We start from the raw sequence: 14,792 nt of genomic DNA, 5'->3' as shown, positions 1-14,792 counted from the left end.
TCACCGCAAAAGGAGCCTTCGACCATGATCATGTGGATCCACCCCGTGCTGCAGACCCTGGCCGTACTCGTCTCACTCTACGTGCTGTACCTGGGCTGGACGCGCTTCCGGTTTCTCAGCCTGGGGCACAAGGGCATCGTCTTCCAGTGGAAGCGCCATGTGGCCGTCGGCGTCTTCGTCATGGTCGTCTGGCTTCTGGCCTTCGTCATAGGCCTGGGAGTAGCCTGGGACGCCTGGCAGATCCTCGGCGTCACCGAGCTGCACTTCCTGACGGCCCTGTTCATGCTTCCGCTCATCGGCTTCGGGCTGGGTTCGGGCTATGTCATGGACAAGGTCAAGGCGCGGCGCAAGACCCTCCCGCTAGCCCACGGCATAGCCAACGCCCTGCTGGTGGCCCTGGCCCTGTGCCAGCTTTACACCGGCATAATCGTCCTGCGCGACATGGTGATGGGCTAAGGCTCAGCACCAGGGCCCGGTCAGGGCGTGCATGGGCGGGGGGGTGTAGATGTCGAAAGGCAGATCCAGAGCCTTGCGCAGGCTGTCGAGGGCGGGGCAGTTGTAGGTCATGGGCTGCGGGTCCATGAGCAGGGGCCCGCGCGTGCAGTAGGCGATCATCTTGTGCGCGTAGAACACGGGCATATAGCTCGCGACGCTCTTCGGATATTCCACGGCATAGATACGCTCCGGGTCGAAGGCGGCCTGGAACTCCCGTGGCGGAAACTCCACGCGCCGCACCTCGCCCGCAGGCGTCAGGCTCTCCTGCGGCACCTGGTCGGGAATCTCCAGAAACAGGCCGTCCAGGCGCAGCCCGGCTATGACCAGAAGCTCCACCAGGCTTGCCGGGGTATACCAGCGCAGGTGGCCCGAGTGCCACAACCCGTGCCCGTATGGAAACTTGCCGGACATGATCTCGTGCTGCAGCCGCCAGTGGTGCAGGTTCGGCGTGGCGATGATGAAGACGCAGTTCTCCGAGCCCAGGGAGCGGATCTTCTGGAGCGTGAACCAGGGATCGTACAGGTGCTCCGCCACGTCGTGCATGAGGATGTAGTCAAAGAAGCCCTGCTTTTCGCGGAACACGGCGTCGTCGCGCTCGATGTCCACATGCCAAAGCCCGTCCAGCTCCGGGGCGGCAGCCTGGGTCTCTGCGGGGTTCATCTCCACCCCGTACAGCTCAGTGCAGCCCTTGTCGCGCTTCAGGCGCAGCAAAAGCGCACCGTTGCCGCAGCCGATGTCCAGGATGCGCGCTGCCCCCTGCGGGACCATATTGTATACGTTGCGCCGGAAGGTGCTGCCGGAGATTATCTTGTGGGCGCTGTAGTGCATGGACTCTCCCTTGCCGGGGCTACACGTATTCAGCGTCGCCCTCGCGCTGACGGCACACGGACACCGTGCGCGCCACCATGCGCTCCAGGTAGCGGATATCGCGGATCTCCATGTTGGTGAAGAAGATGCCAAGGGTGGCGGACTGTCCGTCCTCGGACCGGATGAGGCTGCGCACGATGCCATCGCCTGCGGCATAGCCGGAGCCCAGAAACAGCAGCCGGAAGGGGATGCTCTGCTCAACGGCCAGTGAGGCGAAGGCGGCTTCGGTTGCGGCCACGCTCACCCGCGCGCCTCCGGCGGAGAAATCAAGCAGTTCCGGCTCGTCGAACCCCTCCAGGCGGATGACCACGCCCATCTCCTCGTCCACAGGCACGCGGTAGTGCATGCGCAAGCTGGTTTCGAAGAAGTCGCCAGGTTTTGGGGCGGTAACGGCGATGGCCTGAATGGTCATGTCGTCCTCAAGAAAATCGTGTTGCACGTCGAGCAGGCGGCCAACGTAGCCGAAGGGGCGCATGGTCCCGTTCTTGTCCTCGGCGAGCAGGGCGACCTCCACATCTACGCCGCTCATGTGGCTGCCAACGGGCGGTTCTGTCTGGGCCAGGAAAAGCACGTCCTCGTCCAGAAGCAGCACACGGCTCACCCGCACGTCGATGCGTTCGCGCAAGGGGTCCTTGTGCAGCACCACAAAAACCGGGCAGTCCGGAATCACCGCGAGGTTGGCGGGCAAATTCCTGGCCTGGGCAAGCTCTTCCGCGACCATGCTACTGGGCTCCCTTGGCGGGCGTCTTCGCGTCCTTCTTGGCCGACGGCTCCGGCGCGGCCGGTCCTCTCTCCATTGAGAGCATCTTCTCAATGGTGGCGTTGACCTCCTCGGCGATGTTCGGCTCTTTGCGCTTGGCTTTTTCGGCTCCCAGGCTTTCCGCCAGACCGTTGCCGCCTTCGGACGCGGTGTAGTTGCGCACCAGAATGCTTATGCGGCGATTGCGCGGATCAGCCGGGTTGTCCGGGTACAAAAGCTGGGTTGAGGCGAAGCCGGACACGCGCGCAAGGCGGTCATCGGCCAGCCCGCCCTGCTCCAGGGCCACGCGGGCCGAGCTGGCGCGGGCGGTGGAAAGCTCCCAGTTGGTGTACTTGCCGCCGGAAAAATTGATGGCGTCAGTGTGGCCCTCCACCTCCACCTTGTTGGGCAGGGCCTTCAGCTGCGCGGCAATGAACTGGATGGCCTTGCGGCCCTTGGCGGTCAGCTCCGGGCTGCCCTTGGCGAAGAGCGGATCCTCGTCGTTGTAGCCCAACTGGATGCGCACCCCTGTCTCGGTGACGTCCACTGCGATCTGGTCCTTCACGTCTGGCAGGTTCAGGCTCATGGCCTCCTGCAGGCGCGTCTTGAGCTGCTCGGGCTGGATGGCGGGCTGCTTGCCGTGCTCGGCGGCCTCGGTGAGCTGGTCGCGCTGGGGCACCGGCGGCTTGTCCTGGTCGGGAATCATGGCCCCGCCCTGGCGCACGTCCAGCGAGCTCTGCTTATCGAACAGACTGAATTCCTTGAAATACTGCTCAACGCCAGCGCGTTTCTCAGGCACAACCATGCTGAGGAGCCACATGAGCAGAAAGAAGGCCATCATGGCGGTCATGAAGTCGGCGTAGGCCACCTTCCACGCGCCGCCATGAGCGCCGGCGTGGCCTTTCTTGATCTTCTTGATGATGATGGACTTATTCTCAGCCACAGGCCCTCACTCCCTTGTCCCTTGTCGGCCGCGCCTAGGCGCCGCCGCCCTTCTTGCTCTCGCGCAGCATCTGCTCCAACTCGTCGAAACCGGGGCGGTCGTGGGATGGAATGGCCCGGCGCGCGCTCTCAAGGGCCATTGCCGGGGGCCAGCCCATGGCGAAAGCGTTCATCGCGGCCTTGACCACGTTGAGCTGGGTGCTCGTCTCCTGCATCATGGTGGCCATGATGGCGGCCAGTGGACCGGCGATGCCATAGGACAAAAGCACGCCGAGAAATGTGCCGACAAGGGCCGCGCCGATGGAATGGCCCAAGACCTCGGGCGGCTCGGAGAGCTTGCCCATGGTGAGAACCACGCCCATGACCGCGGCCACGATGCCCAGCGCAGGAAAGGCGTCCGCCAGACGGTTCAGGTTGGTGGGCGCCTGCACTGCGTCCTCGTGATGGGCATCGATGTCGATATCCATAAGCGCTTCGAACTCATGCGGCTCCATGCTGGCGGCTGTATAGGCCTTGAAATTGTCGCAAATGAAGTCGAGCACGTGGTGGTTTTTAAGCACTGAAGGACGGTTGGTGAAGATGGTGCTGCCGTCGGGCTTGTTCACGTGGGCCTCAAGGGCGATGACGCCCTCGCGCCGGGCCAGGGAGAGCAGGTCGAAGAGCACCAAGAGGATGTCGGTGTAGTCTTTCTTGCCCTTGGGCTTGCCGAGGAAGACGGTCATGAGGTTCTTGCCGATGGCCACATTGACCTTCATGGGCGAAGCCACGATGAGGGAGCCTATGCCGGAGCCCATGATGATGATGACTTCCGCCGGCTGCCACAGCACGTGCAGATTGCCGCCGGCAAACATGTAGCCGCCGATGACGGATCCCATAACGACGACGAGGCCGATGATCGCAAACATTAGTTCCCCTTGGCTCCGGGCTCAGCTGCGCCCCGCCGGATGCGGCGTCAGGGCTTTGGCTCCTGGTCTTTCTTCTTCGCCGTGACATCGATTTCGTCTGGCTCGGAAAGACTGCGCCGGAAATTGGCGATGGTCTTGCCGATGCCGCTGCCGACTCCCGGCAGCTTGCCCGATCCGAACAGGACCAGACCAATTATGACGACGATGAGTAGTCCCGTGAGATTCATGCGCCCCCCCTGAGATTTGGCAGTCCGGGAGCGCTCCTCCACGGTCCGCAACGATGCAAAATGCGTACCTTCGCGTCTTTGGCGGCTTGCGCAGGCAAACATTACCCGCTCCGCAGCATCTTCAAGGATACCCTGATAGCGCCCGGCTTGGCAACAGCGCAGTCCCTTGACACTCTCCAAATGCCAGGAGTAAAGAACAGGCTGCCGAATCCTGGGCGCTCGCCCCGGGAGCGGGGGACCCATTCCCTTGGGGCGCATCGCCGGGAAACCGGCGTAGGACACCTTTCGGTCCGAGCCCGTCAGCTAACCTCGCAGGCATCGAAGGGGAAGACCTCCGATATTCGGGGACGTCCCACACACACCCGTTCCGGAGGAATGTAATGCCGATAGATCCCAAGACCGCCGCACAGGACGGCTCGTCTGCCGCCCCGACCACAGAACCGGGAGAGCTTCTGCCCCACCCCGCCCACGGCGACGGCAAATTCTCCAGCCGCAACATGGGCCTGGCCCTGGCCGCCCTTGGCGTGGTCTACGGAGACATCGGCACCAGCCCACTTTACGCGGTAAAGGAATGCTTCCACGGGCCCCACGCCGTGGCGCTCTCGCCCGTGAACGTCATGGGCGTGCTTTCTCTCATCCTCTGGTCGCTATTCATCGTCGTGAGCCTCAAGTACGTCATGTTCATCACGCGCGCCGACAACAAAGGGGAAGGCGGAATCTTCGCGCTTCTGGCCCTGGTGAAGGCCTCGGTGGAAGGCACAGGCAAAAAGCGCCACATCCTGCTCATCGCCGCGGCCATGTTCGGCGCGGCCTTGCTCTACGGCGACGGCATCATCACCCCGGCCATTTCAGTGCTCTCGGCCATGGAAGGCCTGACTATGGCCACAAACGCGGCCGAGCCCTTCATTCTGCCGGGCACCTGCGTCATCCTGATGATTCTCTTCATGATGCAAAAGCATGGCACCGAAAGCATCGGCAAGGTCTTCGGCCCGCTCATGATCCTTTGGTTCGCAGTCATCGCCGCCCTGGGCGTGGCATCCATCGTCCAGCGACCGGAAATCCTGGCCGCCGTGAACCCGATCTACGCCGTGCGCTTCTTTGCAGAAAACCACCTGCACGGGCTGGTGGTGCTGGGATCCGTGGTGCTCTGCATCACCGGCGGCGAGGCGCTGTACGCCGACATGGGCCACTTTGGCCGCCAGCCTATCCGCATGTCGTGGTACACAGTGGTCCTGCCCTCGCTCATGCTCAACTACTTCGGCCAGGGCGCCCTTCTGCTGACCAAGCCAGACATGGCCTTCAACCCCTTCTTCGGCCTGGTGCCGCAGCCGCTGCTCTACCCCATGGTGGCCCTTGCGACCATGGCCACGGTCATCGCCTCGCAGGCCATGATCTCCGGCGTCTACTCGCTCACACAGCAGGCTGTGCAGCTGGGCTACTGCCCGCGCATCCGCATCATCAACACCAGCGCGGAAACCAAGGGCCAGATCTACCTGCCCGGCGTGAACAACGCCATGATGGTGGCCTGCATCGGCCTGGTGCTGGCCTTCAAGAGCTCAAGCGGGCTGGCCGGGGCGTACGGCATCGCGGTTACGGCGACCATGGCCATCACCACCATCATCTTCTTCTTTGTGGTGCACACCCTGTGGCGCTGGCCCATGTGGAAAACCGCGCCGCTCATCACGCTGTTCCTGATCTTCGACGTAGCCTTCCTGGGCTCGAACCTGTTGAAGATCGCCGACGGCGGCTGGTTCACCCTCACTGTGGCCGCCCTGATCATGATCGCCATGGCCACCTGGCGCGACGGCAAGGCCGCCCTGGGCCAGCGGTTTCAGGCCATGGGCCTGCCCATGGAGCTGTTCCTGAACAGCCTGGTGGCGGGCAAGCCTCCCCTGCGCATCTCCGGCACGGGAGTGTTCATGTCCGTTTCGGCCACGGGAACGCCCATCACCCTTTTGCACCACTACAAGCACAACAAGGTGCTTCACGAGCAAATTCTGCTCTTGTCCATCACCGCCTCCGAAACGCCCTTCGTTTCCGGCAAAGACCGCCTCGCCGTAACCAGCCTTGGCCACGGCTTCTTCAGGATCATCGCCCGCTACGGCTTCATGCAGACACCAAGCGTGCCGGAGATCCTGAAGCTGGCGAAGTCCCACGGGCTGATCATCGACCTGGCCAGCACCACCTTCTACCTGGGCCGCGAAACGCTGCTCACCGGCGGCTCGACGAAAATGATGGGCTGGCGCAAGACGCTCTTCGCCTTCATGTCGCGCAACGCATGGAACGCCACGACATTCTTCGGCATTCCCCCTGGACGCGTGGTGGAGCTGGGCACCCAGGTGGAGCTGTAGGGGCGGATTGCGGCCTTTACCCCGAGGGCGGGACGCGCTATGAGCCCGTGCAGGGACATCTCCCCGGAAGAGGCCCATGCAGCACTCGAACCACGCCCCCGCCCGGCGCAAAGGCCAGTCATGATTCCTCGTCGGATCGGCTTCCTTTCCCCGCTGCCCTATTTCGCGGCCTTTGTGGCCGCGCCCTTCGCCGTGCTGGCGGGCAAGCTGACAGGCCAGGCCGAGCTCTTCCACCGCTTCGGTCCGCATGGGCTCACGCCATGGCTCATGCTCTCGGCTTTCGCCCTTGCGGCCTGCCTGCTCCACGCCGCCCACGAGCGTTCGCACCGCGGCCTGCCCCGCTGGCCCGTGCTGGCCATTGGCCTGGGCCTGGGCGCCTCGGCCTGGCTGCTGACCCGGCTGATCGTCCCCCTGCTGGGGGATGCCCAGAATCTTGCCCCGCTGCTGGATGAACTGCGCCTGCCGGCCCTGCTTTCGTTCTCGGCTCTGTGGGCCTGGAGCTTCGGCGCGCCGGAGCGCTGCTCGCTGTCCCGCGCGGGCGCGGCGCTGGGCGCGCTGGTGGTGCTTGACTTCCTGCTGACCGCCATCATGGCGCACAGCCTTGTGCTGGGCGGCGGCTACCTGTTCGGCGAAACGGCGGGCACAAGCGACATCCTGGCCTTCCTGCTCTGCCTCGCCCTGGCCGCAACCCTGGACGACACGCGGGAGCCGGGCGCTCCGCGCCTGGCGCGCTGGCTCATCCTGGCCGGCCTCCTGGCCACGTTCTCGCGGCCCGGCCTCGCCGCAGGCGGACTCATGTGCCTTGTCCTTGAGCAGGGCCCTTTCCGCCACCGCCTGGCCATGGCCTTATCCTGCGCCATGGCGGCCTGGTTGTCCCTGGCGCTGCCCCTGCCGCGCCTGACGGGCGGCGACGACCTGGGCCTTGGCTGGCACCTGGCGGCCACCCTGGAGGCCCTGGCCCAAGATCCGCGCGGCTACCTCATGGGCCTGCCCCTGGACACGCCGCTGGCCCTGGCCATGCCCGATTTTCAAGGCCTGATATGGGACGACGAATCCCAGGGCCTGCCCGTATCCGCGTTCAACATTCCCTCCTCGGGCCTGCGGCTTCTGGCCGCCTGGGGAATCGGCGGGCCGTTGGCCGTGCTCGGAGCGGCGGGCTTTTGCGCTGCGCGCGGCAGAAGCCGCTTCGGCCTGGGTCTGTTGACCGCATTGATCCTGTGCGCAGCGCTGACCCCGGTGCTGCACGTCCCGGCCTGCGCCGCAGCCTTGGCCCTGGCCCTGGCATCGGCGGCGCGCAAAGGGACCACGGCAACCGAGCGCTCCGAACAGAGCGCCACATGAACCATTCACGTCGGCCACGTCCCGGCGATACAAGCGGAGAGATTGCATGACGTCACTTCCCCGGCCCACCGAGGCCCAGAACCGTATTATGAAAATCCACCCTGCCTCGGGCGCCATGACGCGTATTGCACGCCTTGCAGGGAGCGCGGCCCTGCTCTGCGCCCTGTTCATCCTGCCTGGACAGGCTCTTTCAGCCGTGACAGACGACGCCGTGCTGAAACGCATGGACTCGGTGCTGGACGAAAACACGCGCCTGCGCGAAGAGGCCTGGAAGTCCCGCAAGCAGGGGCGCGACGCGGCAAAACAGGCCGAGGACGCCTTGAACGCCTCGGACGACAGACTGGAGCGCACCCGCACCGAGGCGCTGGCCCACGTGGCCGGCGTCACCCCGACGCAGGTGGAGAGCCTGCGCAAGGACGGCAAATCCTGGGGCCAGGCCGCTGGCGAACTTGGCGTGCACCCAGGGTTCCTGGGCGTGGGCAAGGCACCGCTCTACCAGTCGCTTCCGCCGCGCAAGGCCGCAGCCGACGCCTCAAAAGCGAAGGGCAAGCGCGGCAAAAAAAGCCAGGAGCCAGCCCAGGCCCAGACGGCGGTCAAGTCTGGCGCGCAAAAAAAGTCCAAAACCAAGAAAGAAGTCAAGGCAGCGACCAAAACCTCGCCTGCGGCTGCGAAAAAAATAAAAAAATCAAAGAAGAAAGACTAGCCGCAGCCGACGCGGGCTCTTCGTCGACACGTTGACGCCAGCTTGCGTTCCTGCTACGCGTATAAGTACGTGTAGAGTCAGGATTGGCGCGCGCCTTGCCCGGCAAAGTTCATAACGCCATGCGCGCGCCAGGATTCTCACCGAGAGCGAGGAGAGTATCCCATGGCGCAAGAAATCGGTTCCGCAAAGGCTATCCAAGGGCAGGTGACGGCCGTTGGGCCGGAAGGCGCGCGCGCCCTGTCCATTGGCAGCCCGGTGTTCAAGGGCGACACCCTCGCCACGGCCAAGGGCTCTGCCGGGTCCATCCAATTCCTCGACAAGACCGTGCTGAACGTGGGTGAAGGCTCCAAGGTAAGCCTGGACCAGTACGTTTACGACTCCGCCAAGGGCTCGGGCCAGGCGCTGTTCAAAATGGCGCAGGGCACCTTCCGCGCCGTAACGGGCGAAATCGTCAAGCAGAACCCTGAATCTTTCAAGATGCAGAGCCCGCTGGCCACCATCGGCATCCGCGGCACGGAAACGGCGCACACCGTGCCAGAGCCCGGCCAGGGCGACGCGAGCGAAAGCCATCTGGTCATGGTTTTCGACGGCAAGCCCGTCATCGTTCAGCCCATCGGCGGCGGCGCATACCAAGTCTTGTCCCAGGCTGGCGTCAAAGTCGAGGTTGGCAAGTTCGGCGCCGGGCCGGTCATGGTCATGACCCCGCAGGAATACAAATACTTCCAGGCTCTCACCACCACCGGCGTGCAGCAGGGCGTGACCAGGGACACAGTGAGTCCCGTCGGCCAGCAGGGCCAGGCCAAGGACCCCAAGGTCCAGGCCGCCCAGGACGCAGCGAACAAGGCCACGGCAGAGGCTCAAGCCAAAGCCGCCGCCGCGGCGGCAGCAAAAACCGCAGCCGAGGCAGCAGCCAAGGCAGCAGCCGAGGCAGCAGCCAGCGGCGACCCGGCAGCCAAGGCGGCAGCCGATGCCGCTGCAAAGGCGGCAGCCGATGCTGCTGCAAAGGCCGCAGCCGACGCCAAGGCCGCAGCCGAAGCAGCCTCCAAGGCCCAGGCCGAAGCCTTCGCGGCCCAGCAGGCCATGGCCATGGCCGAAGCGGCCAAGGCCGCAGCCGAAGCCGCAGCCAAGGCCGCCCTTGATGCCGCGAACCAGGCCTCCACCATGACCCTGAACCCTGGGTCCATCATCAGCTTCTCCACAAGCACGGATTCCTCAGGCCGCACCATCACGGTCATCACCGTCACTACGCCCGGCGGCAACACCCAAACCGGACAGACCCCCGGCCAGCCCATCAGCACCGTGCCGCCGGAACCGCCTGCACCCATCGACACCACGACAGACGACCAGCCAAAGCCGCCTCCTCTGGAGCCCGTGACCAACACCACAACCCTCGACCTCTCGGGCGAGGGTGAAGCCATGTCCGTCAACCTTGTGAGCCACATACTCAAGCCCCTGGGCAGCAACGACGACACAGACATCGCCGCGACCATCGTCAATGTCACCGGCTCGAACTACGGCGACTCGATTATTGGCAGCACCTTCGCTGAGACCCTTGCTGGCGGCGGCGGCGACGACACCATTTACGGCGGCGGCGGGCTCGACAGCCTCTCCGGCGGCGACGGCAACGACTCCCTCGCCAGCGGCGATTCCCTGACCGGCGGCGTGCAGGGAGTCATCTTCAACCCCGGCGTCGGCCAGGACACCGTCGTCGGAGGCCAGGGCGGCGACGCCATCTTCATGGGCACGGAGCTGAACAAGAGCGGCGTCCTGGACAGCATCGACGGCAAAGGCGGCGTAGACTACCTGTACTTCACCGACAACGAAACCGGCGACGACGACCTGAACAGCACCAAGGGCGTGGAGCAGGTCATACTCGGCGACGCCACCACGAACATCACCTTCCCCAATCCCGGCACCTTCGGTTCCACCGACTGGGCCGACATCGGCGGCAAGATCGTCATCGACGGCAGCGCCATAGCCTCCAGCCAAGCCACCCTCGGCAACACCATGACCTTCGACGGCTCCTTTGTCGTCGACGGACGCTTCGACATCACCGGCGGGCACGGCAACGACACCCTCACGGGCGGCGACGACAACGACACAATCTACGGCGGCGACGGGGCCGACAGCCTTATCGGCGGCGATGGCCACGACTCCCTCATGGGCGGCGACGGGCCAAACACCATCAGCGGCGGCCTGGGCGACGACAAAATTTACGGTGGCAACGCCGCCGACCTTCTTCAGGGAGACCAAGGCGCGGACACCATCGAAGGCGGCAAGGGCGCGGACGTGATCAACGGCGGCGTTGGCGACGACGTCTTCGTGTTCCGCGCAGGAGATCTGGACGCGCAGAAGACCCTCACCGCCGACAGCGGCGACACGCTCAAGGCCTATGGCACCCTGGACTTCCGCGATGCGGGGACCGGCCTGAACGGCTTCGGCAAACTTGAGCTGATGACCAGCGGATCCATTGTGCAATTCGCCAGGCCGCAACTGGATGAGCTGCTGTTCGTCTCCCTGCATGGCGATGGAGGAACTGCGGCGCAGACCCTGGTCATCCACATGGACACGACCGACACCGTCATGAACGCGTCAGGCGGCACCTTCGACGGCCAACTGGCCAACGATCTGGTCAAAATCTATGGCAGCACCGCAGGCGACAGCATCGGCGGCACGTCTTTAAACGACAGCATCATCGGCGGCACCGGCGACGACAGCATCCTCAGCGGCGCTGGGCGGGACAACATCGACGGCGGCGTGAACAACGACAGCATCGACATGGGCGCAAACCTGAACAACGCCGACGGCCTGGACACCATCCAGGGCGGCAGCGGCGTGGACATGCTCAAGTTCACCGACAACGACGCAGGCGCAAACGACCTCGACACCACCAAGGGAATCGAGGCCATCGAGCTGGGCGACGCCGCCACCAACATCACCTTCCCTGGCGCAGCCACCTTCACGGCGGGCGACTGGGCCGACATCGGCGGCACTTTGAGCATCGACGGCAGCCTGGTCGGCGACAATTCTGCGGCCACCCTCACCTTCAACGGATCCTCCGCCACCGCAAGCGGCTCGTTCGCCATCGAGGGCGGAAAGAACGGCGACACCCTCACCGGCGGCGCAGGCAACGACACCCTTGATGGCGGAGCCGGGGCCGACAGCCTCACCGGCGGAGCCGGAGCCGACAGCCTTATCGGCGGCGCAGGCGACGACACGATATTTGGCGGAGCCGGAGCCGACACCCTCCAGGGGGGCCTCGGGTCAGACAGCCTCGACGGCGGTGGAGCCCTCGCGCAAGACGGCCATTACCTGCCGAGCACAACCTCGTATGTCCAGTTGCTCGATGTCGCCAGCTATGCGGACCTCGCCAGCAGCATCAACGTCTCAATGGGCAGCGCGTCCACGGTCACCGCGGGCGGCGACACCGACACGCTTTCCGGGATTGGCGGCATCATCGGCACCAACCAGGCGGACACCTTCACAGGCTCGTCTGATGTCTGGATCAACTATTTCGAGGGCATGGGCGGCAACGACACCTTCTACGGCGCGATGCACGACCCCTCTACGGACACCGGGTACGATGTCTTCAGCTGGCGATACCTGGATGCGGCCAATAGCGTCACCGTGGACCTTGCGACGGGCACTGCCACCATCACCGGCGGCGAGACGGACACCTTCGACGGTCAGGTGGACAACTTTTGGGGAGGAGCTGGCAACGACATCTTCTACGGGGATGTCAACTCGGCCATACCCCGCAGCTTCCTTGGCGGCGCCGGTAACGACGCCCTGAACGGCACCACAGCCTGGGAGGCCGCGCAATACGGCACGTCCACCCAGGGCGTGGCGGTCAACCTGGGCAACACGGATTTCAGCAGCGGCATTTACGGCAACGTTGCGGCAAGCACCGCCAAGGACGGTTTTGGCGGAACGGACACCCTGCTGAACATAGAAGAAGTTCAAGGCTCCTTCTATGCCGACACAATCATCGGAGGCGACGGGAACAACTGGTTCAACGGGTTGAAAGGTGCCGACAGCCTGCAAGGCGGCGGCGGTTTCGACACGGTGAGCTATGACTACGATCCCGCCCGCGACGGCGATTCCAAGGGCGTCATCGTCAACATGTCCGCCGCCACCGTGACCCATGACGGCCAAAGCGTCGCCGCTGGACAGGCTTTGGATGGCTGGGGGGATAGGGACAATATCTTTGGCTTTGAGGGGGTCTTTGGGTCACGCTTCAACGACTACATCGTTGGCTCAGCGGCTGACGACACCATCGAAGGCGGCGAGGGCAACGACACCCTGTACGGCGGCGGAAGCAGCGCCCTCGGCAACACGCTCTCCTTCGCCAACGCTGGCTCGGCCGTCACCTTCACCCTGTTCGACGGCCTGCACACCGGCATCGGCGCAAGCGTAGGCAACGACTACACTTACGGGTTCGCCAACCTCCACGGTTCATCCTTTGGCGACCAGCTCACCGGCGACGCGAACAACAACATGATTATCGGGATGAGCGGCGATGACGTGCTCTCGGGCGCGGGCGGCAACGACTCCCTCATGGGCGGCACAGGCGACGACACCCTCACGGGCGGAGCCGGAGACGACCTGCTGGAAGGCGGACAGGGCAGCGACACGGCGGACTACTCCGCCGCCACAAGCAACCTGACCATAACCCTGACCAACGGCGGAGCCGCAGTGAACGCCGGGGCCCTTGGGAACGATGTCCTGATCGGCATTGAAAACCTCACCGGCGGCAGCGGCAACGATTTCTTCAAGGGAGATGACAGCAACAACACCCTCATCGGCAATGCGGGCGACGACACCCTCATCGGCCGGGTAGGTGAAGACACCCTTGACGGCGGCGACGGCATTGACACCGTGGACTACTCCCAGGATGGCGGCAACGCCGCTATCTACATCCATGACGCTGGCGGCTGGACTGTCGACGACACCAATGGGACCAGCGACTTCGTCTCCGGCATCGAAAAGATAATCCTGAACGATGCCGACTACTCCACCGGCCTCTCCACCAACGCCAAACTGACGGACGCCATGCTGACGGCCATCAGCGGCTCCTCCACCTTCACCATCGACGGTTCGAACCTCACCGGGACCAACGCGCTCAGGGTCGACGGCAGCAATGTCACCAGCGCCTACAACCTCCAGCTCATCGGCGGCGGCGGCAACGATTCGCTTACTGGCGGCGCAGGGCACGACACCTTCGACATGGGCATAACCATGACGCGCGACGACAACATCGACGGCGGCACAGGGTTGGACACCCTCAACTTCACCCAGCAGGACCAGACGGACAACGTCCAGGTAGGCGACTTGGCTGGCGTCACCGGGGTCGAAATAGTCAAGCTGGGTGATGCGGAAACGTGGCTATGGATCAGCGGCGACACTGGCTGCGACGACCTGAGCGACAAACTGGACGCTGGTCACAACTACCTCACCATCGACGGCAGGGCCCTCACGGGGACTAACGCCCTCACCTTCGAGGTTTCCGACACGGGCGCATCGTTCACTTACGAAATTTTCGGCGGCAACGGCGCAGACAGCCTCTGCGGCGGCGACAACGCAGACACAATCAGCGGCGGCGCAGGCAACGACACCCTTGAGGGCGGCGCAGGTGCTGACGACCTTACGGGCGGGGCCGGGAACGACACCTTCGAAATGGGATCCACCCTGACGCGCGACGACAACATCGACGGCGGCACAGGGTTGGACACCCTCAGATTCACCCAGCAAGACCAAGCCAACGACGACGAACTGTATGATCTGCAGGGCGTCACCGGGGTCGAAATAATCAAGCTGGGCGATGCGATAACGAAGCTATGGATCAGTGGCGACACTGGCTGCGGCGACCTGAGCGACAACCTGGACGCTGGTCACAACTACCTCACCATCGACGGCAGGGACCTCACGGGGACCAACGCCCTCACCTTCGAGGTTTCCGACACGGGCGCATCGTTCACTTACGAAATTTTCGGCGGCAACGGCGCAGACAGCCTCTGCGGCGGCGACAACGCAGACACAATCAGCGGCGGGGCCGGCGACGACACCCTCTTTGGCGACGCAGGGGCGGACATCCTCACCGGCGGCGATGGGGCCGACACATTCTCGTACCGCCTCACCAGCGACTTCGGTGACGAGATAACAGACTACGAATCCGGCGCCGACATCCTCAACTTCAGCTCTAATTTAGGCTGGGGGGACGAG

The 14,792-nt window shown here is 64.4% G+C and carries 10 protein-coding genes and 1 riboswitch; of the genes, 5 read left to right on the top strand and 5 right to left on the bottom strand.

Annotation, left to right across the window (positions count from 1 at the left end; genetic code table 11):
* The first annotated feature begins 24 nt into the window (after window positions 1-24).
* Window positions 25-456 carry a DUF4079 domain-containing protein gene (locus Q8O35_RS04760; protein WP_305571175.1) on the top strand — a complete coding sequence of 144 codons (432 nt, stop codon included), beginning with the start codon at window positions 25-27 and terminating at the stop codon, window positions 454-456.
* Window positions 457-459: 3 nt separating this feature from the next.
* On the opposite strand, the gene Q8O35_RS04755 is transcribed toward Q8O35_RS04760, so the two are convergent.
* Genes Q8O35_RS04755 through Q8O35_RS04735 form a run of 5 tightly spaced genes read right to left on the bottom strand, consistent with a single transcriptional unit; the run spans window position 460 to window position 4,175 of the window.
* Window positions 460-1,323, bottom strand: coding sequence for a bifunctional 2-polyprenyl-6-hydroxyphenol methylase/3-demethylubiquinol 3-O-methyltransferase UbiG (locus tag Q8O35_RS04755; protein WP_305571173.1), 864 nt, complete (start codon window positions 1,321-1,323; stop codon window positions 460-462).
* Window positions 1,324-1,342: 19 nt separating this feature from the next.
* Window positions 1,343-2,083, bottom strand: a complete 741-nt coding sequence (locus Q8O35_RS04750; RefSeq protein WP_305571170.1) for a PilZ domain-containing protein — start codon at window positions 2,081-2,083, stop codon at window positions 1,343-1,345.
* A gap of 1 nt (window position 2,084) precedes the next feature.
* Complete coding sequence (locus tag Q8O35_RS04745; protein ID WP_305571168.1) at window positions 2,085-3,044, bottom strand: flagellar motor protein MotB; 960 nt, start codon at window positions 3,042-3,044, stop codon at window positions 2,085-2,087.
* A 34-nt stretch (window positions 3,045-3,078) separates the two neighbouring features.
* Window positions 3,079-3,948, bottom strand: a complete 870-nt coding sequence (motA, locus tag Q8O35_RS04740; RefSeq protein ID WP_305571166.1) for a flagellar motor stator protein MotA — start codon at window positions 3,946-3,948, stop codon at window positions 3,079-3,081.
* A gap of 47 nt (window positions 3,949-3,995) precedes the next feature.
* Window positions 3,996-4,175, bottom strand: coding sequence for a twin-arginine translocase TatA/TatE family subunit (locus tag Q8O35_RS04735; protein WP_305571164.1), 180 nt, complete (start codon window positions 4,173-4,175; stop codon window positions 3,996-3,998).
* Between the two features lie 192 nt (window positions 4,176-4,367).
* Window positions 4,368-4,509, top strand: a riboswitch (cyclic di-AMP (ydaO/yuaA leader).
* A gap of 46 nt (window positions 4,510-4,555) precedes the next feature.
* Here Q8O35_RS04735 and Q8O35_RS04730 point away from each other — a divergent pair.
* The 4 genes from Q8O35_RS04730 to Q8O35_RS04715 all read left to right on the top strand — a co-directional run.
* Window positions 4,556-6,526: a potassium transporter Kup gene (locus Q8O35_RS04730; RefSeq protein WP_371133093.1), complete on the top strand. Its 1,971-nt coding sequence runs from the start codon at window positions 4,556-4,558 to the stop codon at window positions 6,524-6,526.
* 120 nt (window positions 6,527-6,646) lie between these two features.
* Window positions 6,647-7,867, top strand: coding sequence for a hypothetical protein (locus Q8O35_RS04725; protein WP_305571162.1), 1,221 nt, complete (start codon window positions 6,647-6,649; stop codon window positions 7,865-7,867).
* Between the two features lie 46 nt (window positions 7,868-7,913).
* Window positions 7,914-8,570, top strand: coding sequence for a hypothetical protein (locus tag Q8O35_RS04720; protein ID WP_305571160.1), 657 nt, complete (start codon window positions 7,914-7,916; stop codon window positions 8,568-8,570).
* A gap of 162 nt (window positions 8,571-8,732) precedes the next feature.
* A partial coding sequence (locus Q8O35_RS04715; RefSeq protein WP_305571158.1) for a FecR domain-containing protein occupies window positions 8,733-14,792 on the top strand: 6,060 nt, incomplete at its 3' end.

The organism is Humidesulfovibrio sp., assembly GCF_030689645.1.
Taxonomy (GTDB): domain Bacteria; phylum Desulfobacterota; class Desulfovibrionia; order Desulfovibrionales; family Desulfovibrionaceae; genus Humidesulfovibrio.
The sequence above is the reverse complement of the archived record's forward strand: the minus strand, read 5'-3'. Positions and strand labels throughout refer to the sequence as shown.

Coding starts and splice junctions, on each gene's coding strand:
- Q8O35_RS04760 (WP_305571175.1), top strand. CDS start 25: ATGATCATGTGGATCCACCCCGTGCTGCAGACCCTGGCCGTACTCGTC.
- Q8O35_RS04755 (WP_305571173.1), bottom strand. CDS start 1,323: ATGCACTACAGCGCCCACAAGATAATCTCCGGCAGCACCTTCCGGCGC.
- Q8O35_RS04750 (WP_305571170.1), bottom strand. CDS start 2,083: ATGGTCGCGGAAGAGCTTGCCCAGGCCAGGAATTTGCCCGCCAACCTC.
- motA (WP_305571166.1), bottom strand. CDS start 3,948: ATGTTTGCGATCATCGGCCTCGTCGTCGTTATGGGATCCGTCATCGGC.
- Q8O35_RS04735 (WP_305571164.1), bottom strand. CDS start 4,175: ATGAATCTCACGGGACTACTCATCGTCGTCATAATTGGTCTGGTCCTG.
- Q8O35_RS04730 (WP_371133093.1), top strand. CDS start 4,556: ATGCCGATAGATCCCAAGACCGCCGCACAGGACGGCTCGTCTGCCGCC.
- Q8O35_RS04725 (WP_305571162.1), top strand. CDS start 6,647: ATGATTCCTCGTCGGATCGGCTTCCTTTCCCCGCTGCCCTATTTCGCG.
- Q8O35_RS04720 (WP_305571160.1), top strand. CDS start 7,914: ATGACGTCACTTCCCCGGCCCACCGAGGCCCAGAACCGTATTATGAAA.